The organism is Psychrobacillus sp. FSL K6-4615 (assembly GCF_038008225.1).
Classification (GTDB): Bacteria; Bacillota; Bacilli; order Bacillales_A; family Planococcaceae; genus Psychrobacillus; species Psychrobacillus psychrotolerans.
The window spans coordinates 667,152-688,416 of record NZ_JBBOYQ010000001.1; the positions used below are offsets into that span (position 1 = coordinate 667,152).

A 21,265-nucleotide genomic window follows, 5' to 3' on the forward strand; every position below is an offset into this window, starting at 1 on the left:
GCTGCTCTTGTTTTATTTTCTAAAATTTTAAGAGAATAGTCTCTGCAGTGGGATCTTAACTTCTACCTGGCAGCCGAATTCTAACCCTTTGAATATCAAGTTTCCTTTAAACTCACTTTTTAGCATTGTTTCGATAACGGATAGACCGAGTCCCTTAGAGTCAGTTATATTAAAACCTTTTGGTAGGCCGATACCATCGTCTTGAATTGAAAAAATTAGTTGGTCATTATCCTTATAACTACTGACATTAATGGAGCCAGTTTGTTTATCATTAAATGCATGTTTATAAGAGTTCATTAGTAACTCATTAACGATTAGTGCAACTGAAGTTGCTTTATTGTATGGAATGAAAATATCTTCTAATTCCATACTCACCGTAATTTCAGGGTGAATGTCCATTAGTTGCACAATCGATAAGATTAAGTCCTTAAGATTAATAATACTTCGTCCCATATGATCTTTGGACATTAAGTCATGGACCTGTGCGATACTTTTAACATAACTAGAAATATTGTCTAGAGCCTCATCAATAGTTCTCTCTGGATTGGTCAGTAGGGCACTTTTTTGTAGCAAGACTAAATTAGAAACAGTTTGAAGATTATTTTTAATTCTATGATGACTCTCCTTCATTAATATGGAATTACCCATTAGACGTGTATCCTCTATAGCTAAAGCAGCATGCCTTGAAAAGGCTTTTAAATATTTTATTTCTTTTTCAGTAAAAGTAGTTAGTTCTGCGAAGTTAAGATGGATAATCCCATATAATTCTCTTGATAAAATAGGAGCACATATAAAACTCTTCGTATCATCTGTGTTATTAAAATGAGTTTTAAAATTGGAGTGAGTTGAATTTGCCCAATATACTTGTTTACCTTCCACTACATTGTAAATAGATGAACGGTTAAGCCTTTGAAAAATAGTACGGCTATCATTTATAACAAACTCATCAATAATAGAATTTGTTTTTTCATCATATAAAATAATAGAGCCATTTAATGCGTTTAGGGCTTTAATAGCTTCTGAAATTAATAGTTGTAATATATCATTTAATTCATATTCAGAAGTTAAAAACTCAGCTGCTTTAAAGACTGCCTCTAGTAATTGTTGAGTTTCTTGATCTTCAACGTCGGTAATCGATTTATTGATGAGATTAATATTTTCGATCCGTCGAACAAGTTCAGCTGGATTTTTAGTTGCTTCTTCGGTTGACATTTCATTTATTATTTTTCCCTTGGATAAGATAGATATTCTATTAGAGATCATTAAAGCATCTTCCCACTGTTTGGTTAGGTATAAAATGCTACCGCCATTATTTACATGTCGTTTGATAAGATCTTTAAAAATAGAAATAGTCGATTCAGATAAATCTTCAAATGGTTCTTGTAGTATCATTATTTTAGGCTCATGCGTTAGCAATCGTAAAAAGTAGACAATTCTTTTATTTTCTCTCGACAATTCGGATATTCTAATGCTAGGATTGATATCAAAACTAGCATCTCTTAATGTTCGATAAGCCTTTTTCCTGGCAGAGTACCAGTTAATAAATGGAAATGGTCTAAACTTAGGCATACTCGACATATACATATTCTCAGTGACCGATAGGTTTTCAATTACTTGTGATTTGGCATGCATGATCTGAATATTAGCTTTCCTGAAACTTTGCTTCCCTTTAGCAAGTTTTATGTTGGACAAAAGAATTTCACCATCAATATCTTTTGACTCTTGATACTTTAGTATCGCTGCCATCACTAAAGCTTGTTCTGACGTATTTTTTACTACTAGGGCATGAATTTCACCGTGGTGAAGAGTGAGTGAGAGGTTTTTGAGTGAACCGTCGGGATTTGAAAAAGTTAAATCTTTTATTTCCAATAAAGGATACATCCTATCACTCCATCATTATTATTACTAAACATCCTAACATAATCATAGGATGAATTATAGAAGTGAGGTATAAATATGAGCGAAGGATTAAAAATTCTTATAGCTGATGATAGTTCTATAAATCGATTAGGTTTTAAGGTTATGCTACAATCTCTAGGGCATAGAGTGATTGCAGAAGCTGAAAATGGCGAAGAGGCTGTTGAATTAGCAAATATTTATCATCCCGACTTATTGATAATGGATATTAATATGCCATTAATAGATGGGATAGAGGCTATAAAAAGAATCAATGAAAAGTTGTTTATTCCATCCATAATTGTTAGTGCGTATCATGATTCGGACTTGATCGAGAGAGCTAGTTCAGAAGGGGTTTTGTATTATCTTGTGAAACCTGTAGATGAAAAAGATTTGAGTATTGCCATTAAAATAAGTATGAGCAAAGCGGAAGAAATTATGAAGTTAAATACGGAGTTAAAAACAACTAAAGAGGCCTTGAATAATCGGGTGTTTATTGAAAAGGCAAAGGGAATACTTATGAAAAGAAAAGAATTGTCTGAACCAGAAGCAATGAAATTACTCCAAAAAATAAGTAACCAAAAAAATGAAAAAGTTGTGCAGGTTGCCAAGAGTTTAATACAAGCTGACGAATTATTCTAAAAAGTATCAAATATTACATTGACATTAAAATAATATTAAGTATATAATGTGCATAAGAATTGTTTGAAAATTAATTTAATAATTGTTGTACAACTTGCTTACGGCTGGTGAGTTGATATAACTAGGTGAAGAGTGCCTTGAATGACAGGAATTTATCCTGTTTATTTCGAGGTGCTCTTTATTGTTTTTAAACAATATTTTATTTAACGTTATTAAGGAGGGAAAGGGATTTTTTGAAAGCGCTTTATAAATTTAGGGGTGAAGGAGAAATGGAACATGAAAAAAAGAAGTATGAAGTTTCTTATGGTCCTTATGGGATTAGTATTAATTACTTTTGGATGTAGCAATGAAGCAGGTACTAAAGAAGGTGAAGGAAACACAGGAGCCAAAAAAGATTTATTAATAGGTATTTCATTCCAAGAATTAAATAATCCTTACTTTATTTCAATGCAAAAGGCTTTTGAAGAGGCAGCAAAAACCATTGGAGCAGAAGTAATTATTACAGATGCAGCACACGATGTAGCGCAACAGGCAAATGATATTGACGATATGATTCAACGTGGTATTGATATTCTAATTTTAAATCCAACAGATAGTGAAGGTATAGAGCCAGCTGTCGTTGCAGCTGACGAAGCAGGAGTAATTGTAGTTGCAGTAGATGCACAGGCAAGTGGACCGATTGATACATTCGTTGGTTCAAGAAACTATGATGCTGGTTATCTAGCAGGTAAAAAGATGGTTGAAGATTTAGGTGGTAAAGGGAAAGTTGCAATTTTAGACGGAATCCCAGTTGTACCAATATTAGAACGTGTAGAAGGTTTTAAAGCAGCTGTTGCTGAAAGTTCAGGAATAGAAATTGTAGATATTCAAAATGGAAAACAAGATCGGGCTGTAGCTACGGATGTTACAGAAAATATTTTGCAAGCTAACCCTGACTTAGATGCACTTTTTAGTGTAAATGATGGGGGAGCATTAGGAGCGCTAGGGGCAATCGAAGCTTCAGGAAAAGATGTTTGGTTATATAGTGTTGATGGACATCCAGAAGTAATTGAAGCCATTTTAGCTGGTGGGGCATTTAAAGCAACTTCTGCACAATTCCCTGCTGACCAAGTAAGAATTGCTTTGGGAATGGCACTTGCTAAACTATGGGGGGCGGAAGTAGTTCCTAAGGAAGTTCCGATAGATGTAGAGCTTATAACAATTGAAAACGCAGAAGGTTTTAGCTGGTAGTAATTAGTAAGGCACTAATTAGTGCCTTACTATTTCCTTAAGTTGCGAGGAAGGTGGTAAAAATGAGTGAAACTATTCTTGAAGTAAAAAATATTAGAAAAGAATTTCCAGGTGTTGTGGCACTTAATAATGTCAGCTTTAAGATTAAGCGTGGAGAAGTTCATGCGCTTGTCGGAGAAAATGGTGCTGGAAAATCTACATTGATGAAACTCTTATCAGGAGTATATACCCCTACATCGGGAGAAATCATTTATGAAGGAAAAAAGGTTGAATTTAATGATCCTAAGGATGCTCAAGCAAAAGGTATAAGCATTATCCATCAGGAGTTTAGTTTAATCCCACACTTAAATGGCATTGAGAACATTTTTTTAGGAAGAGAACTGAAAAAGTGGAGTACGGTATTAGATAAAAGATTAATGAAATCAAAGGCTATAAATCTATTAGATCAATTGAATGCAAAGATTGACCCAACCCAACTAGTCTCCAGACTAAGTGTAGCAAACCAACAATTTATTGAAATCGCTAAAGCGATATCCATAGAAACCAAAGTACTAATATTTGATGAACCTACTGCAAGTTTAACAGGCAAAGACATTGATAAGTTATTTGAACTAATTGCAAGATTAAAAGCTCAAGGAGTTACCGTTATTTACATATCCCACCACTTAGATGAAATCTCACAAATTTGTGATTCACTAACATGCCTAAGAGATGGTGAATGGATTGATACAAAAAAAGTTAGTGAAGTTACGAAACAAGACATAATAAAAATGATGGTTGGCAGAGAAGTTATTAATGCTTTTCCAGAAAAATTGAAAGTCCAAAATTCGGAAGAAAATAGGTTGCTGAATGTGAAAAAACTTAGCAACAATCATATAAAAAATATCTCATTTCATTTAAATAAAGGTGAAATTTTGGGTATTGCAGGGGTGGTTGGTGCTGGTCGCACGGAGACAGTTAGAGCGTTAATCGGAGCAGACCCAACAAAGGAAAAAGAAGTATATATCAATGATAAACGTGCTTCTATAAACTCACCGACACAAGCTCTAGAACACGGGATAAGCTTAATACCCGAGAGTAGAAAAACACAAGGCTTAGTTTTAGGAATGACTGTAGCGAAGAATATCACCTTACCTAATCTGAAAGTCTTGCAAAGTAAAATGAGACTGATTGATCGAAAAAAAGAATTAGTAATTGTGAACAACTCTATAAAGGATTTAAGAATAAAGACACCGAGTGCTAACCAACAAGTTAAGTTCTTAAGTGGAGGAAATCAACAAAAAGTAGTTTTAGCGAAATGGTTAAATACAGATTGTAAGGTACTGATTTTTGATGAACCGACAAGAGGAATAGACATCGGTGCGAAAGAAGAAATTTATAAAATCATGAGGGATTTAACGAAAAAAGGAATCTCCATCATTATGATTTCCTCAGAACTACCAGAAATTTTAGGTATGAGTGATCGCGTTTTAGTAATGTATAAAGGCGAGATAAAAGCAGAACTTGCTGGGGAAGAAGCAACACAGGAAAAGGTTATGTATTATGCAACGGGTGGTGTAGACAATGAATAATCTAGCAGACAATCAAGTAAGAACTAAGTCTTCAACTATGAGTCTAAAGTTTAAAAATTTATTTAAGAATCCTGAAATGTTCACACTGATAGGCTTTATTATTCTAATGGCTATTATGAGTTTTGGTAGTGACCAGTTTTTAACAACATCTAACTTAACCAATGTTCTTCGACAAGTATCCATTGTGGGGATTTTGGCTGTAGGTATGACATTTGTAATTTTAATTGGAGGAATTGACCTTTCCGTTGGTTCTGTGATGGCCCTTACAGGAACAATGATGGCAGGTATGATGATTAATTTCTCTTTACCTCCAATTCTTGCAATATTAATTGGGATTGCAATCGGAGTATTGATTGGCTATATTACGGGTTCTTTAGTTGCTTATGCAAGGATACCAGCAATTATTGTAACTTTAGCAATGATGGAAATTGCTCGCGGGGCAGGATTGCTCTATACAGGTGGTTATCCTCTGTCAGGATTACCTGGTAATTTTTCGGTTATTGGAAGAGGTTATGTATTTGGGATAATTCCAGTGCCTGTTTTGATCATGGCCGTAGTTTTTCTTATAGCTTATATTATTTTAAATCACCTCCCATTTGGTAGATATATCTATGCAATCGGAGGAAATGAAGAAGCAGTACGATTATCTGGTGTAAAAGTTAAAAAGTACAAGATTATGGTTTATGTGATTAGTGGGATTACGGCTAGTATTAGTGGAATGATTTTAGTGTCACGACTAATGTCAGGTCAACCAAACGCTGGAGAAGGCTATGAACTGAGTGCAATTGCTGCAGTTGTATTAGGCGGAACTAGTATAGCTGGGGGACGTGGACATATAGGAGGAACCCTACTAGGAGCATTATTAATGGGTGTTCTTTCGAATGGATTAAATCTAATGGGCGTGTCTTCCTATGTACAGATGGTGCTAACAGGAATCATTATTATTGGCGCAATTTACTTTAGCAGTAAGAAAACAGTTGACTAGATTAAAGGAGAGATTATAGATGTCAAATGAAAAAATGATGAAAGCAGTTGTTTGCTGCGGGCCAGAAGATTATAGAGTAGAGGATGTAGCAGTTCCTAAAGCACGAACAGGCGAAGTAGTTATAAAAGTAGAAGCATGTGGTATTTGTGGAAGTGATATTAAAGCATATCATGGATCTGATATGTACTGGGCAGGAGAGAACCCTTGGCTAAAAGCACCAGTTATTGCCGGTCATGAGTTTTATGGGACTGTAGTTGAATTAGGTGAAGGTGCTGGAGAAAAACATAATATCAAAATTGGAGATCGTGTAACAGCTGACCAAATTAACCCATGTGGTAAATGTAGATTCTGCGATAGCGGTAAATATTGGATGTGCCAAGTTCATAATATCTACGGCTTCCAACAAGGAATTGCTGAAGGTGGTATGGCTGAATACATGCGCTTTAGTAATACTTCTCGAGTTTATAAAATTACAGATGGGGTTACTGCAGATGAAGCTAGTTTAATAGAACCGATGGCGTGTGCTGTTCATGCAGTACAAAGAGGAACTATTGAATTTGAAGATGTGGTTGTCTTAGCGGGTGCAGGGACATTAGGCTTGTGTATGGTCCAATTAATTGCATTAAAAACACCTAAGAAACTCATTGTTCTAGATACTAATGATAAAAGATTAGAAACTGCGAAGAAATTAGGAGCAGATGAAGTGATTAACCCTCTAAAAGTCGATGCAGTGAAATATATCCAGGATTTAACCGGTGGATATGGCTGTGACGTATATATAGAAGCAACAGGCTCACCAATTGGTGTAACGCAAGGTCTTCAAATGGTTAGAAAACTAGGACGCTTTGTAGAATTTAGTGTTTTTGGATCAGAAGTGACGACCGATTGGAGTGTAATCGGTGATAAAAAAGAACTTGATATACGTGGATCCCATTTAGGGCCATACACATACCCAATCGCAATTGACTTGTTTGAACGAAAATTAGTTACTGCAGAGGGAATCATTACACATAAGTACAAAATTGAAGAGTTTAGTGAAGCAATTGCAACTGCTCAAACTTCAGAAGCAATTAAAGTACAACTTATTCCGTAGGGAACCTTAAGTTTTAGGAAGTGAGGATTGAAGATGGACTATCTAATAGGTGTAGATATAGGTACTCAAGGAACAAAAGCTGTGTTGATCGACCAAGACGGGCAAGTTCTTTCGCATAGTTATAGTGGTTATGATGTTGAAACACCTAAACAATCTTGGGCACAGCAATGGCCAGATGTGTGGGAACAAGCAACATATACAACCATCAAAAATGTTATCAAAAAATCTAGCGTTGATCCAAAACAAATTAAAGGTGTAGGTATCAGTAGTCTGTACGGTGGTTCCGGTATACCAGTGAACAAAGAGATGGAAGCCATCGGACCATGCCTTATTTGGATGGATCGCAGAGCAAAAAAAGAAGTCGAGTGGGTACAACAAAATATTAATCTGGATGAGCTTTTCGAGGTTACAGGAAACTCTGTCAATTCATATTTTGGATTCACCAAAATTCTTTGGTACAAAAATAACCAGCCTGACGTTTGGGATAACATAAAATACTTTGTTCCGCCCGCGCCATTCTTAGTATATAAACTTACTGGCAGTCTTGCTGTAGATTATTCTTCGGCAGGTAATATAGGTGGGGTATTTGATCTTAGAAGTAAACAATGGTCTAGTTCAATGGCTGAGAAACTAGGCATTCCAATTTCGATGCTACCAGAAAGATTAGTCTCTTCTACTGAAATAGTTGGTAGCGTTACTTCGGAAATGGCTAAGATAACAGGTCTTTCAGAAGGCACACCTGTAGTAAGCGGAGGGGTAGATGCCCCCGTTTCCACTATCGGTGCTGGAGCACTTACGGAAGGTAATCATGTTGCTATGCTAGGAACCTCTATGTGTTGGGGATTTGTTACAGGTAAAGCAAATCTCTCTCCAAACTTAGTGAGTATGCCGCATGCAATTGATCCATTAGAAAAGATTTATACATTTGGTGGAGCTGCAACAGCCGGCGCATTGATGAAATGGTTTAAAAATATTCTTGGTGAAAATGAGCTGCAAGCTGAATCTCTAACAGGAATTAATGCTTATACTCTATTAGATTTGATATCAAAAGATGTTCCGGCAGGATCGAATGGTCTCATCGCATTACCATACTTTATGGGAGAGAGAAGTCCTATTTGGGATAGTGATGCCAGAGGTTTAATCATCGGCTTAAGTCTTTTGCACAACAAAGCTGACATTTACAAAGCATTAATGGAGGGTGTAGCTTATTCCCTTCGCCACAATATGGAAATGGTAGCTGGCACCAATATCCAGTTAGATAATGAAGTAATTATTGTAGGTGGAGGCTCTAAATCCCTGATTTGGCCGCATATCTATGCAGATGTAACAGGAAAAAGAGTAAGAATTATCAAAAACGATGTTGAGGCTACTTTAGGGGACGCGTTACTTGCTGGTATAGGAACAGGGGTTATAAAAGACTCATCCATAGTTAAAGAATGGTTAGAATTTGAAGAGCCGATAGAGCCTAATATGAAAAATCATCAGTTATATAATATTTATTATGAAGAGTATAAGAAGCTTTATGAAAATGTGAAAGAAACTATGTGGACCCTAGCAAATACAAACTAGAATAGGGACGGGGTGTTTTTACTTGTTAGAGGCACTAAAAGAAAGAGTATTATTAGCAAACCAATCATTGCCGCAGCATGGTTTAGTTTTATTTACATGGGGAAACGTTAGTGCGATCGATCGCGACCAAAATTTAATAGTGATTAAACCAAGTGGTGTCTCATACGACAATATGGATAAAAGTGATATGGTCGTTGTAGATTTAGAAGGAAATGTTGTAGAGGGAAAACTAAAGCCTTCTTCAGATTTGCTAACTCATCTAGAAATCTATAAAAACTTTGAGAAGGTACAAGGTGTAGTTCATACGCATTCCTCTTGGTGTACATCATGGGCGCAAGCAAGTCGCAATATCCCAGCACTTGGCACAACACACGCAGATTATTTCTACGGGGAAATTTTATGTACTAGACCGTTATTGGATAGTGAAGTTCAAAAGGATTATGAACTTAATACTGGAAAAGTAATCGTGGAAACGATGCGGGACAAGGATCCATTATCTTTTCCTGGCGTGATTGTAGATAAACATGGACCATTTAATTGGGGCATTTCTCCTGAACATGCTGTAGAGAATGCAGTGGTTATGGAAGAGGTTGCAAAGCTTGCATTTAATACATGTATGCTGCAACCAAAAGTAGAAAATATGGAAAAAACCTTATTAGATAAGCACTTTTTACGTAAGCATGGTAAAAATGCATATTATGGTCAGTAAGATAAATAAAATTACCGTAAAAAACCCTTTGTACTAAACAAAGGGTTTTTCGATTTACCTGATAAATTCTAAATATATTAAAAATACAATTGACTTTATAATTATGCAGTATTATACTAATCATTATCTTACGTTTGGAGTGATAAGGATGAAAATAGGAATTATAGGTGCTACGGGTTATGGTGGACTAGAGTTAATAAGGCTATTGCATAATCATCCCGAAGCCGAGCGTATTGATTTATTCACTTCTTCAGAAGAAGGAATGCAATTTTCGAATAAATATACACATTTAATGAATATTTACGATCAAAAACTTCTAGCGATTGAACATAATAGACTAACAGAATATGACGTCATTTTTACGAGTACTCCCTCAGGGGTATCTTCTGGGATATTACCTTTTTTAATAGGAAGCGGCCCGAAACTTATTGACTTGTCCGGTGACTTCCGATTGAAAAACCCTTTAGATTATGAGCAATGGTACCAAAAAGAACCCGCACCAGCAACGGCATTAGAAAAAAGTGTCTATGGTCTAACGGAGTGGAATGAAGCTGCCATTCAACAAGCTGATTTAATCGCGAATCCAGGATGTTATCCGACAGCGGTATTGTTATCTTTATTGCCGCTATTAAAGGAAAAGTTAATCGACTCAACGAATATAGTTATAGATGCAAAGAGTGGCGTGTCAGGAGCGGGTAACAAGCCATCTCAAATGACGCACTTCAGTGAAACAAATGAAAACACGGCAATTTATAAAATACATCAGCATCAACATATACCGGAAATAGAACAGGCTATTAATATATTTACAGGTCAGACATCACCGATCACATTTACAACACATTTAGTACCAATGACGAGAGGAATTCTAGCGACAAGCTATGCTGCTCTTCAAACGAATGTGACCGAGCAACAATTGACAAACGCATTGAAAGAAAGATATGCATATAATCCCTTCGTCCGAATTATTGAAGAAACGAATAAATTTGGAACCAATCAAGTATACGGCTCTAATTTCTGTGATATTCACGTAAAAGTCGATCCACGTACGAACCGTGCCACTATCGTTTCGGTTATCGACAACCTCGTAAAAGGAGCAGCAGGTCAAGCAATTCAAAATATGAATGTACAATTTAATATCGACCAAACGACTGGTCTTCAGCAAGTCCCACTATTTATCTAGACAGAGGAGGAATAACCGATGACGACAAAAACCATTGCGATGAAAAGCATCTCTTATAAAAACATTGCCTCGCCAAAAGGTTTCCAAGCAACCGGAATCCATTGCGGTTTAAAGCATAAAAAAAAGGATTTAGCACTTCTTGTTAGCGACGTACCTGCAAGCGTAGCGGGAGTATTTACAACCAACGCGATCAAAGCGGCACCACTACTGATCACAAAAGATGTCGTATATGAAACAGGTAAAATGCAAGCAATAATCGTCAACGCTGGAAATGCCAATGCCTGTACGGGAAAACAAGGAATGGCAGATGCATATATGATGCAGCAGCTTACAGCAGACAAACTAGGAATTGATTCGTCACTTATCGGTGTTGCTTCTACTGGAGTAATCGGGGAGCTCATGAAAATGGAACCAGTAGCTACAGGTATTCAAAAGCTAGAACCAGTAGATGAACTGGAAGGCGCGATAGACTTTTCATTAGCGATTATGACAACAGATACTGTAACGAAAAATACAACTTATTCAACTACTATTGACGGTAAAGAGGTTATCATCGCAGGAACTGCAAAAGGATCCGGCATGATTGAACCAAATATGGCGACAATGCTTGGTTTTATAACAACTGATGCCAATATCGAATCCAACCATCTTCAAGATGCACTAAAAGCTATTACGGATGTGACTTTTAACGCAATTACAGTGGACGGCGACACATCGACAAATGATATGGTTATTGTGATGGCGAACGGAATGGCGCAAAATAATACGTTAACTCCAGAACATCCAGACTGGGAAAACTTCCTTCAAACCTTACACACCGTGTCACAAGATTTAGCTAAAATGATTGCCAAAGACGGGGAAGGTGCAACGAAGCTCATTGAAGTGGAAGTAAAAGGTGCCATTACGGATTTAGAAGCACGCAAAATTGCTAAAACAGTAGTGGGTTCCCCACTCGTTAAAACAGCCATTTTCGGAAATGATGCAAACTGGGGAAGAATTATTGCGGCAGTCGGCTATAGTGGTGCAACAATCGATCCAAACGCCATTACGATTCTTCTTGGCACCACAAAAGTAGTGGAAAACGGCGAGCCAGTTCCTTTCTCGGAAGATGATTTAATCATTTATTTGAAACAGCCTGAAGTCAAAATCTTTGTCGATATTCATCAAGGAAATGGTCAAGGAACTGCATGGGGGTGCGATTTGACATATGACTACGTCCAAATCAACGCAACCTATCGCTCTTAAACGCATCGTCATCAAGCTTGGTGGCAGTATGCTTGAGGGTTTAAATGAAAACTTCTTCACTAACTTCAAAAAACTGCAAGCATCTGGCCATGAGATTGTCATCGTACACGGTGGAGGACCAGCGATCAATGCAGCCCTTGCTGCTAATGGAGTTACGACTACTGCTATTAATGGTATACGTGTGACATCTGCAGAAGCAATCGGCATTGTCCAGTCCACTTTAGTAGGTCAAGTAAACCCAGCCCTAGTGCATCAGCTAAATAAAAATGGAATCCAAGCAATCGGTTTGAGTGGCTACGATAGTCAGTTACTAGAGTGCACCGTATTAGATGAAGCAACATATGGTTTTGTCGGGGAAATCGAACAAGTGAATACGTCCCTAATTGAAACAGTACTGCAGCATGGAATCACTCCTGTAATTTCAAGTATTGGCTGCACGATAGAAGGAAATCCGCTGAATATCAATGCAGACACTGTAGCTAGCGAAGTCGCTTTAGCAATTAAAGCTGAAAGTCTGCAACTCGTAACGGATACACCAGGCATTAAAATTGGCGGAGAAGTACAAGAAATAGTTACCTCCGAAAAAATTAGTCACTGGATCAGTTCAGGAGATATATACGGAGGAATGATTCCAAAAGTTACCGCGGCTCTTGACTGCTTAACAGCGGGTATTCCATCCGTCGAAATCGTCGGCGATCAACTTTCCGGCACAACAATTTTGCAACAGGAGGTATATGTATGAGCTCATTATTCCAAAACTATACGCGCCGTCCCATTCATCTTGTGAAAGGGAAGGGGACCATCGTGACAGATGCTAACGGAAAAGACTACCTCGATTTCACGAGTGGTATTGCCGTGCTAAGTCTAGGACATACGCATCCTGCGATAGTTCGAGCAATTCAAGAACAAAGTGAAAAGCTCTGGCATATATCGAACCTGTTCGAAAACCCAGAACAAGAAAAACTAGCAGAAACCCTTGTAAACGATACGCACTTCGCTCACGCCTTTTTCTGCAACAGTGGAGCAGAGGCGAACGAAGCAGCGATCAAACTAGCGCGCAAACATACAGGGAAACACACAATCATCACCTTTGAAAAGTCATTTCACGGACGCACATTCGGCGCCATGTCTGCAACTGGCCAAGACAAAATACGCAATGGCTTCGGTCCATTGCTTGAAACATTCAAAACTGTCCCATTTAACGACGTATCTGCATTAGAAGCAGTAATCGACGATGAAGTAGGCGCAATCATGCTCGAAGTTATCCAAGGAGAAGGCGGCGTCAACCAAGTAACGCCTGAATTCGCTCAGGCAATCTCGGACATATGTTTAGCAAACGGAACTTTACTCATTATAGACGAGGTGCAAACAGGCATTAGTCGCACGGGAACCCGCTACGCATACGAGCAAACCGTCCTAAAACCTGACATCATGACGTTGGCAAAAGGTCTCGGTGGAGGCTTCCCAATCGGGGCGATGCTTGGAACGGCAGACCTCCACGATTCGTTGGGTCCTGGCACACACGGCACAACCTTCGGAGGAAACCCTCTAGCAGTAGCTGTCGCACAAACCGTATTGGATAACGTATTTGTACCAGACTTTATAGCAGAAGTGAATAAAAAATCTGCTTACTTTATCGAGAAGTTAAGTGAAGCTCTACCAAGTCATAAGGTTGTCGGCTCTGGCCTCCTACTCGGAATCGTCTGCGAAGAAGAAGTGGCATCCTACATACCAGCAGCCGACGAAGCAGGCCTTCTATTAGTTTCGGCAGGAGCAAACGTCATCCGTCTCCTGCCGCCACTAACTGTAACAATCGAAGAAATCGACCAAGCCATCGACATTCTTAAAACCATCCTATCTTAATAAAAACTTGAATTAAAGCGCTCAGAGAACCGCTATTCACAACCAAGGACCTGCCGATTTGGCAGGTCCTTTACTGTATTGTCTATGTGAGAGAGAAAACACTCTTTCCGAGAGACTATTCACTCTATATGAGAGAACTCCGCCTATACGAGAAGAAAAACCGCCTATACACGAGTGATCACCACCAGTATGAGAGGGATCTGCATCTTTTCTAGAAGGGAGAAATAAAATTCGCATATACCAAAAATATTTTCAACAAACTACTGCAGTTACACTACAAATTCAACCAGACCAACAGAAAACGGTAAAAGTGGCTCGGTTGTTTAATTGTTCAAAAGACGCGACTATTTCATTTTACCTGCATAATATCCTACAAAACGTCAAAGTGGAAGTTTGATAAATTTACCATAAACAGATAATCTGTCACTGAGGTGATAAATATTGATAGTAAAACCCTTCCAAAAAACCCTAGATGCAGAAGGACTAAATTCTCTTGCAACAAGACTCCGAGTATCCCACCCAATGCATGGGAAGATGAAGAAAAAAGCAAAGAATAAAGCCGCAGGAGACATTGGTGAAGAGGTAGTCATGCGAGGATTGGAAAAACTAAAACTCCCATACACATTTTACGTCTATCACAACATCAGTCTCTACTCCGAAAAGCTAATACAAATGGACATTCTAATAGTTACACCACACTATGCATTAATCCTAGAAGTGAAAAATTTTAAAGACACCGTCGAAATTACAACCAACCCCAGCCAAATGGTTCAGACACTTGCGAATGGAGTAATAAATGTCTGTAGAAGCCCTGAATCTCAAGTAGAAGAATATATTTATCAACTAACCCAGTTCTTCAAACAATTCAAAATCCATCTTCCTGTGCTTGGTGCCGTTGTCTTTGCTTTTGAAACACTGCACATCATCAATTCCTCCAACCGGACAACCGTTCTCTTACAGAACGAATTAATACCATATCTAAGAGCAATAAAAACCCACAATCCACTTTTAACGGAACCACAACTTGAAAGAATAAAAAATCTCCTTTTACAGAAAAGTAAACATTATCACCCATTTCCACTAAGTGAATATTATTCTATTAATACAAAAGATTTAATCACAGGAGTTATCTGTGAAAATTGTGCCTATATCGGTATGAAGAAATATAAACGCAGATGGATCTGCCCGAAATGTAACGCAAAGAGTCAGACCGCACACCAATATACAATGAAAGAGTATTTTCTAATAGCGAGAAAAACAATATCAAACAAAGAGTGTAGAGAATTCCTACACCTTAACAATAACCATGAGGCAACTAGAATAATGAAAAAAGCAAACTTAACTAAAATTGGCAAATCCTCAAGCACTAAATATCAAATGATCTTCCCGAAGTAGAACCCTTTGACTGAGTCAAAGGGTTCTACTTATATATGTATTGTAAAAAGAACCTCATATCCTTCAGAGAGGGATTCCACTCCAAACGAGAGAGCGCTACCGTATGAGAGAGAATTGCAGCCAAACGAGAGAGCACCGCAGCTATACGAGAGAGAGTCAAGAAAGCACACCACATACGAGAGAAAATCTCCTCTATGCAAGAGAGCTCCGATGCTTTACGAGAGTGCCGCGAGTAAATTGCGCAAAAATCAGAGATACTCCACCCTCACCAAACACATCAAAAAAGCCCTCCGCCATCGCGAAAGACCTTCCCCTTAAAAACTATGCGTCATCGTCCATACAGCCACTGCATTCGTATCCCCATCATTTGTAAATCGATGCGGCAGCGAACTATCAAAGTAAATACTATCACCTTCATCGATAAAGTATACTTCGCCTTCAATTTCAAGACGCAAACTACCGACGAGCATAAACCCGCACTCCTCTCCGCCGTGGAACATAAGTGGGTCTTCGGTACCATCTCCGGGCGATACAATCATCTTAAAAAAGCTCATCTGTTTACCTGAACTTGGCGATAATAGTTCATATTCCACGTTAGGCCGCACTCGTTTGATCAGATTGCCCTCGCCTTTTCGCGTTAACGTTACCGCGTTACTTTCCTCTGACTCGAAGAATGAAAAGACGGGAACCTTTAAACTATGGCTTAACTTCCATAACGTCTCTAAAGAAGGAGACACTTGTCCACGCTCAATTTGCGAGATCATACTCTGGCTCACATTTGTTTTTTTGGCCAGTTCATCGGACGTCAACCCTTGAAATCTGCGCAAATACCTTATTCGTTTACCAACCTCACTTTTAGGAAATACCATTAAAAACACTCCTTATGAATAAAAATGCATTAGACAGAATAATAAAACATGTAGACTTATTAATATAATACTACTAAATCTATGGAAAACACCATATAATACAAGTATATATAATATATTTTGCACTTATTTTCAAATAGAATCAATAATAATAATATTACAATTAATTATTTATTATGTAGACAGGTGAATAATAATAATTTATACTACTAATAATTCACTAGTTTCATAAGGGGAACTGAATAATAGAGAAAACGGGGGAATAAAAACATGAAAAAATGGTTAGTTGCAGTACTAATGATTACCGTACTAATCGTTGCTGGATGTAGCAATGATTCAGGTGGAGGAGTTTCAACAGAAAATTCTACAATTCAAAAAGCATTAAAAGAAAAGAAATTAGTTATCGGGATGTCTCCAGGATATTTCCCATTTGATATGAAAGATCCAAATGGCGATTTCGTTGGATATGACGTAGACACTGCAAATGCACTGGCAGCAGCACTAGGGAAAGATATCAAAGTAGAATTCAAACAATTCACATTTGATGGTTTGGTTCCAGCGCTTAGAACAGGTGAAATAGATATGATTTTTGCTGGAATGACTATTCGTGGTGACCGTGCATTAGCTGTAAGTTTCTCTGACCCATACTTCCAAACAGGTCAAGCCGTGATGGTACCTGGAACAGATAAAGCAACAAAAACTTGGCAAGATCTTGATGTAAAAGGTAACAAAATTGCTGTAGGTATCGGAACGACTGGTGCACTTCTAGCTAAAGATGTTTTCCAAAATGCAGAAATTCTAGACTTTGAAGAATTCCCGTCTGCAGCAGCAGCTATGGCACAAGGGGAAGCTGATGGAGTAGTATACGATGAGCCAGCAATTGCCGTTTGGAAATTGAAAAATGGCGATTCAGTAAATCAGTTAGAAGAACTAATTTCTACAGAGAACCTTGGAATAGCAATTCAGAAGAATGATTTCGACACAATCCAATGGGTAAACTCATTCCTAAACAGCTACCTTGGAAGCCCTGCGGAACTTGCATCACGTAACAAATGGTTTGAAACTTCTGATTGGTTAGATGAAGTAGTAGAAGAATAAAACACTCTAGGGGGAATCAGCATGTACAACTACGACTGGAGTGTCATACCGAATAATATGGACGTCTTCATCGATGGAGCGCTTAAAACACTGGAAATCTCAGTAATAGCAATCCTATTTGCGATTCCGATTGGAATCATCTTTGGACTTGGACGTATTTCAAAAAACAAATTTATTTATTTAATATCATCCACATATGTGGAAATAATTCGTGGGGTACCACTACTTGTTCTTTTAATGTGGATATTCTATGTAATGGGGCAAGTGTTTAGGCTAGGCTCCTATTGGGGATCTATCGTCGGGCTAGCAATATTTGCTGGTGCATTTATCGCAGAAATCGTTCGAACTGGTATTCAAGCTGTACCAAAAGGGCAGATGGAAGCAGCTCGTTCACTTGGAATGACGCATACAAAAGCAATGACCCATATTATTTTGCCACAAGCATTTAGAAGAGTATTACCGCCGCTTGCGTCGCAATTCATTATGCTCATAAAGGATTCATCGCTTGTATCGATTATAGCCGCAACCGACTTAACGTTGAATGCAAAAAATCTAGTTGCCACATCGTTTGCTTCCATTGAAGTATGGACATTCGTTGCACTAATTTATTTCATCATGACATTCAGTCTTTCGCTAATCATTCGATACTTCGAAAAACGATTACTGAAAAGTGAAACATAACGTTAAGGAGGGTGTACCCAAATGATTTCTATCAAAAATGTCAATAAAAGCTTCGGCGACCACCATGTCCTAACCGACGTTTCGCTCGAAGTGCCAAAATCGAATGTAATCGCATTGATTGGCCCAAGTGGAGCAGGTAAATCCACCCTGATTCGTACAATCAATGCATTAGAACCAGTAGATACCGGGGAAATAGTAGTGGACGGCACTTCCATCCACGACAAAAAAACGGACATCAACGTAGCCCGTACAAACATAGGCTTCGTATTCCAAAGCTTCAACCTATTTCCATTCTTAACTGCACTAGAAAACGTAACAATGGCACCGATGAAAGTAAAAGGATTAAGCAAAGAAGCTGCCGAAAAAAGAGGGAAAGAACTACTTTCATCTCTAGGACTTGCCGACAAATTTGATGCTTATCCAAACCGACTTTCCGGTGGTCAGCAACAACGCGTAGCTATCGCTAGGGCGCTAGCAATGGACCCAACAGTCATGCTATTTGACGAACCAACATCCGCACTCGATCCAGAAATGGTAACCGAAGTACTCGATGCCATCCGCAAACTAGCAAAAGACGGCATGACCATGGTAGTCGTAACACACGAAATGGGCTTCGCCAAAGAAATCTGCGACGAAATCGTCTTTATGGCAGAAGGTAAAATAGTCGAACGCGCCGCACCATCCAAGTTCTTCACCAATCCAGACACCCAGCGTGCGCAAGACTTCCTATCTAAAGTATTAAACCACTAGAGAAATTGATGTGACCCCAAAAAGTTAGACATAATTATTTGATTTGATATTTGAGAGAATAAAAAGATTTAGCGAATAAGTCATTCTTTTTCCTGCCCATCCATTTCTTCCGAAGCGTAGCGAGGAAGAAATGGATGGGCAGGTCGTGGCTTGCTTCGCTACCGCGTTTATCATTTAACACTTATTAAGCTGCTTGTTGGGCATGAGTTCGGTATTGTATCGGACTTTTGCCTTTTAATTTTGCCTTAATTCGTTTGTTATTATAGTACTCCATATATTTTTCTAGTTCTAATTTAAAATGTTCCACACTCTCAAATTCTTTTAAATAGAGAAACTCTGATTTCATAATGCCAAAGAAATTCTCCATCACTGAATTGTCGTAACAGTTCCCTTTACGAGACATACTTTGCGTGATGCTTCTTTTTTGTAAAGCATGACGATACTGTTTCATTTGATAATGCCAACCTTGATCGGAATGCATGAGAAGCTCATCTTCTTCGGAGAGACGTTCAAATGCTTTCTCTAACATTTCTGATACAAGTGAATAGGTAGGTTTAGAGCCGATTGTATAGGTAATGATTTCACTATTAAATAAATCCAGTACAGGGGACAGATAAAGCTTTTCTCCGAATAATTTAAACTCTGTAATATCTGTAACCCATTTTTCATTCGGTTGCTCGGCTGTGAATTGACGATTTAAAATATTCGGCGCAACTTTACCAACTGTTCCTTTATAGGATTTATATTTTTTCATACGCACAAGGCATTTTAAACCTAACTCTTTCATAATTCGCTGTATTTTTTTATGATTTACTCTTTGCCCACGATTGGTTAATTCATCACGAATACGACGATATCCATAACGACCTTCATGTTCCTCATAAATCGTTTTAATTTCTACTTTTAAATCGGCATCTGGATCAACTCTATCCATTTGTTTTACATAAAAATAATAGGTACTTCGAGGAATTTCTGCTAGCTTTACTAATTCTTTCACCGGAAACTCATGCCTTAATTCATAGACTACTTGAGCTTTGTCTTGTTTGGTGATTTTTCCTTGTTTTGAACTAAGGCATTCAACTTTTTTAAATACGCATTTTCCATACGCAAGCGTTCTAATTCTGCTTGTAACGCTTCCACTGATCCTTCTGCTGGAGTGTTGTTTTTAATAGCTTGTTTTACGTTTTCGTTTTTCATGAATGGACGCCCCTTTTTCTTTGATTTAAGGGCGTCAATTCCAATGTCTTCCAACTGCTTTTTCCATGTCAAAATTGTGGAGTGAGTTGGAATATTAAAAATTGCTGCTGTTTCTCGTATAGACGTCCCATTTTCGTTCATGTAATTGAGTACGTCTAGTTTATATTCCACTGTATAATTTGTACAGCGTTTCTTAAAAGCTTCATCTCCATGATGTTGATATTGCTTAATCCAGTTTAGTAATACCGAATGATCAACTCCTACCATATTTGAGACTGGTTTAAGCCCTTCATCCCCATTTAAATATATTTTGACAAACTCTACTTTTTCTTCTTCCGTAAATTTCGACAAAAGAAAAGCACCTCCAATTGTTAGATTTTTGTCTAACAATTGGGGTGCAGTTCAAAATCTAGTGGTTTTTAATTTGAATAAAATGCCTTCAAATCTTAGCTCCACTCCACTCAAGGTCCTGTAACGGTTAGTTTTATAAATAACACTCAATTCTTAATTTTACACTTGTTTGATAAAGTGTCGTAATAAATTGGGGAAATTTAGAAGGATTTCTTCCTCCTACTGTCGAATTATGTAAAAAAGGGGAGGAATTATGTGAACAAGTTTATTGAATGCTCTGATGAAATTGCTACAGTAGTGGGTGAAGGGATATACACTGAAAAAGGACAGTTTATCCATGTTGTCACGTCCGATAATACAGTAGCAAAACTTTTTGAACAACGCCTACAAGATAAATTGATGGTGAGAAAGCTGACATTTAAAAAAGAAAGTGGAAAAGCGATATTTTCTGGACCTTTTATGGTAAAAGATTGTGATGGGTCAGAAATCGGCGAATGGAATATTAAACTTAAGAAAAGACTACGACGATAAGATGAATAATATTCAACATTAAGGGTTTCTAATAGGGTATGCTTATTAGGTGTAACGAACTGGTGCGTCCATGTAGGGCGTTCTTTTTATATGTGTGCCAGGCATGGTAACTATCTAGGTGAATTGATATGCGGTACGAAGTCTTCCAGGAAGCCCAAGTTAGCAAATGCAATTTTAGACCGTGTTTTACACCACGCAACTGTCGTTTCTATTGTAGATGATTCCTATAGATTGAAGAATCATTTAACGAAAGAATACGAGTAATTTTGTACATCCTTACGCAAGCGAAAATGTACATATTTGTGTTGACATTTATATTCCCTAAAGTTAGTCTGATTTCGTGCCAGACCTAAGCATCCACTTAAAACTCAAAACTTATTGTCCATCTACTTAAAATCTGGTAATCT

At 37.9% G+C, this 21,265-nt stretch carries 19 protein-coding genes and 1 pseudogene; 17 read left to right on the forward strand and 3 right to left on the reverse strand.

Translation table 11 applies throughout. The features are described 5' to 3' along the window. Positions 1-27: 27 nt before the first annotated feature. Positions 28-1,881 (reverse strand): histidine kinase dimerization/phosphoacceptor domain -containing protein, encoded by a 1,854-nt coding sequence (locus MKX53_RS03290; protein ID WP_340909029.1) that lies wholly within the window; start codon positions 1,879-1,881, stop codon positions 28-30. 75 nt (positions 1,882-1,956) lie between these two features. Here MKX53_RS03290 and MKX53_RS03295 point away from each other — a divergent pair, with 75 nt between their 5' ends. The 12 genes from MKX53_RS03295 to MKX53_RS03350 all read left to right on the forward strand — a co-directional run bounded on the left by MKX53_RS03295 (position 1,957) and on the right by MKX53_RS03350 (position 15,381). After that, positions 1,957-2,538, forward strand: a complete 582-nt coding sequence (locus MKX53_RS03295; RefSeq protein ID WP_340909032.1) for an ANTAR domain-containing response regulator — start codon at positions 1,957-1,959, stop codon at positions 2,536-2,538. A 276-nt stretch (positions 2,539-2,814) separates the two neighbouring features. After that, positions 2,815-3,768 (forward strand): ABC transporter substrate-binding protein, encoded by a 954-nt coding sequence (locus MKX53_RS03300; protein ID WP_340909034.1) that lies wholly within the window; start codon positions 2,815-2,817, stop codon positions 3,766-3,768. 62 nt (positions 3,769-3,830) lie between these two features. Continuing rightward, entirely contained in the window at positions 3,831-5,339 is a 1,509-nt protein-coding gene (locus tag MKX53_RS03305) for a sugar ABC transporter ATP-binding protein (protein ID WP_340909036.1), read from the forward strand. After that, entirely contained in the window at positions 5,332-6,324 is a 993-nt protein-coding gene (locus MKX53_RS03310; protein ID WP_340909040.1) for an ABC transporter permease, read from the forward strand. The genes MKX53_RS03305 and MKX53_RS03310 overlap by 8 nt, the downstream gene beginning before the upstream one ends. A gap of 19 nt (positions 6,325-6,343) precedes the next feature. Further along, the gene (locus MKX53_RS03315; RefSeq protein WP_340909043.1) at positions 6,344-7,417 is read left to right on the forward strand and encodes an alcohol dehydrogenase catalytic domain-containing protein; all 1,074 of its coding nucleotides are present in this window, start codon (positions 6,344-6,346) and stop codon (positions 7,415-7,417) included. Between the two features lie 33 nt (positions 7,418-7,450). Next, positions 7,451-8,986 carry an FGGY-family carbohydrate kinase gene (locus tag MKX53_RS03320; RefSeq protein WP_340909047.1) on the forward strand — a complete coding sequence of 512 codons (1,536 nt, stop codon included), beginning with the start codon at positions 7,451-7,453 and terminating at the stop codon, positions 8,984-8,986. A gap of 22 nt (positions 8,987-9,008) precedes the next feature. Continuing rightward, entirely contained in the window at positions 9,009-9,695 is a 687-nt protein-coding gene (locus MKX53_RS03325) for an L-ribulose-5-phosphate 4-epimerase (RefSeq protein WP_340909049.1), read from the forward strand. 148 nt (positions 9,696-9,843) lie between these two features. Further along, positions 9,844-10,878, forward strand: a complete 1,035-nt coding sequence (argC, locus tag MKX53_RS03330; protein ID WP_340909052.1) for an N-acetyl-gamma-glutamyl-phosphate reductase — start codon at positions 9,844-9,846, stop codon at positions 10,876-10,878. Positions 10,879-10,896: 18 nt separating this feature from the next. Further along, on the forward strand, positions 10,897-12,123 hold the full coding sequence (argJ, locus tag MKX53_RS03335; protein ID WP_340909054.1) for a bifunctional ornithine acetyltransferase/N-acetylglutamate synthase: 1,227 nt from the start codon (positions 10,897-10,899) through the stop codon (positions 12,121-12,123). After that, positions 12,086-12,865, forward strand: a complete 780-nt coding sequence (argB, locus tag MKX53_RS03340; protein ID WP_340909057.1) for an acetylglutamate kinase — start codon at positions 12,086-12,088, stop codon at positions 12,863-12,865. The genes argJ and argB overlap by 38 nt, the downstream gene beginning before the upstream one ends. Further along, on the forward strand, positions 12,862-13,986 hold the full coding sequence (locus MKX53_RS03345) for an acetylornithine transaminase (RefSeq protein ID WP_340909060.1): 1,125 nt from the start codon (positions 12,862-12,864) through the stop codon (positions 13,984-13,986). The genes argB and MKX53_RS03345 overlap by 4 nt, the downstream gene beginning before the upstream one ends. 441 nt (positions 13,987-14,427) lie before the next feature. Further along, positions 14,428-15,381 (forward strand): nuclease-related domain-containing protein, encoded by a 954-nt coding sequence (locus MKX53_RS03350; protein WP_340909062.1) that lies wholly within the window; start codon positions 14,428-14,430, stop codon positions 15,379-15,381. Between the two features lie 314 nt (positions 15,382-15,695). Here MKX53_RS03350 and MKX53_RS03355 read toward each other — a convergent pair whose 3' ends face one another. Then, positions 15,696-16,250 carry a helix-turn-helix domain-containing protein gene (locus tag MKX53_RS03355; protein ID WP_093537089.1) on the reverse strand — a complete coding sequence of 185 codons (555 nt, stop codon included), beginning with the start codon at positions 16,248-16,250 and terminating at the stop codon, positions 15,696-15,698. Between the two features lie 270 nt (positions 16,251-16,520). Here MKX53_RS03355 and MKX53_RS03360 point away from each other — a divergent pair, with 270 nt between their 5' ends. The 3 genes from MKX53_RS03360 to MKX53_RS03370 are packed head-to-tail and all read left to right on the forward strand — an operon-like array spanning position 16,521 to position 18,779. Next, positions 16,521-17,348, forward strand: coding sequence for a transporter substrate-binding domain-containing protein (locus MKX53_RS03360; protein ID WP_340909064.1), 828 nt, complete (start codon positions 16,521-16,523; stop codon positions 17,346-17,348). A 21-nt stretch (positions 17,349-17,369) separates the two neighbouring features. Further along, on the forward strand, positions 17,370-18,029 hold the full coding sequence (locus MKX53_RS03365; protein WP_340909067.1) for an amino acid ABC transporter permease: 660 nt from the start codon (positions 17,370-17,372) through the stop codon (positions 18,027-18,029). A 21-nt stretch (positions 18,030-18,050) separates the two neighbouring features. Then, positions 18,051-18,779: an amino acid ABC transporter ATP-binding protein gene (locus MKX53_RS03370; protein WP_340909069.1), complete on the forward strand. Its 729-nt coding sequence runs from the start codon at positions 18,051-18,053 to the stop codon at positions 18,777-18,779. A gap of 184 nt (positions 18,780-18,963) precedes the next feature. Here MKX53_RS03370 and MKX53_RS03375 read toward each other — a convergent pair. Continuing rightward, positions 18,964-20,327, reverse strand: a protein-coding gene (locus MKX53_RS03375; protein ID WP_340909071.1) for an IS3 family transposase whose coding sequence is annotated in 2 segments (ribosomal slippage) — positions 18,964-19,868 and positions 19,868-20,327 — 1,365 coding nt in all. Because the reading frame shifts where the segments join, the coding sequence is not laid out codon by codon here. A gap of 255 nt (positions 20,328-20,582) precedes the next feature. Between MKX53_RS03375 and MKX53_RS03380 the strand changes: the two genes are divergently transcribed. After that, entirely contained in the window at positions 20,583-20,858 is a 276-nt protein-coding gene (locus MKX53_RS03380) for a hypothetical protein (protein WP_340761510.1), read from the forward strand. 153 nt (positions 20,859-21,011) lie between these two features. Continuing rightward, positions 21,012-21,122, forward strand: a pseudogene (locus tag MKX53_RS03385) (ATP-binding protein); the annotation flags it as partial. Between the last annotated feature and the right edge of the window lie 143 nt (positions 21,123-21,265).

Bases quoted from the DNA above. Each gene is read 5' to 3' on its own strand.
- MKX53_RS03290 (WP_340909029.1), bottom strand. From the start codon at position 1,881: ATGTATCCTTTATTGGAAATAAAAGATTTAACTTTTTCAAATCCCGAC.
- MKX53_RS03295 (WP_340909032.1), top strand. From the start codon at position 1,957: ATGAGCGAAGGATTAAAAATTCTTATAGCTGATGATAGTTCTATAAAT.
- MKX53_RS03300 (WP_340909034.1), top strand. From the start codon at position 2,815: ATGAAAAAAAGAAGTATGAAGTTTCTTATGGTCCTTATGGGATTAGTA.
- MKX53_RS03305 (WP_340909036.1), top strand. From the start codon at position 3,831: ATGAGTGAAACTATTCTTGAAGTAAAAAATATTAGAAAAGAATTTCCA.
- MKX53_RS03310 (WP_340909040.1), top strand. From the start codon at position 5,332: ATGAATAATCTAGCAGACAATCAAGTAAGAACTAAGTCTTCAACTATG.
- MKX53_RS03315 (WP_340909043.1), top strand. From the start codon at position 6,344: ATGTCAAATGAAAAAATGATGAAAGCAGTTGTTTGCTGCGGGCCAGAA.
- MKX53_RS03320 (WP_340909047.1), top strand. From the start codon at position 7,451: ATGGACTATCTAATAGGTGTAGATATAGGTACTCAAGGAACAAAAGCT.
- argC (WP_340909052.1), top strand. From the start codon at position 9,844: ATGAAAATAGGAATTATAGGTGCTACGGGTTATGGTGGACTAGAGTTA.
- argJ (WP_340909054.1), top strand. From the start codon at position 10,897: ATGACGACAAAAACCATTGCGATGAAAAGCATCTCTTATAAAAACATT.
- argB (WP_340909057.1), top strand. From the start codon at position 12,086: ATGACTACGTCCAAATCAACGCAACCTATCGCTCTTAAACGCATCGTC.
- MKX53_RS03345 (WP_340909060.1), top strand. From the start codon at position 12,862: ATGAGCTCATTATTCCAAAACTATACGCGCCGTCCCATTCATCTTGTG.
- MKX53_RS03355 (WP_093537089.1), bottom strand. From the start codon at position 16,250: ATGGTATTTCCTAAAAGTGAGGTTGGTAAACGAATAAGGTATTTGCGC.
- MKX53_RS03360 (WP_340909064.1), top strand. From the start codon at position 16,521: ATGAAAAAATGGTTAGTTGCAGTACTAATGATTACCGTACTAATCGTT.
- MKX53_RS03365 (WP_340909067.1), top strand. From the start codon at position 17,370: ATGTACAACTACGACTGGAGTGTCATACCGAATAATATGGACGTCTTC.
- MKX53_RS03370 (WP_340909069.1), top strand. From the start codon at position 18,051: ATGATTTCTATCAAAAATGTCAATAAAAGCTTCGGCGACCACCATGTC.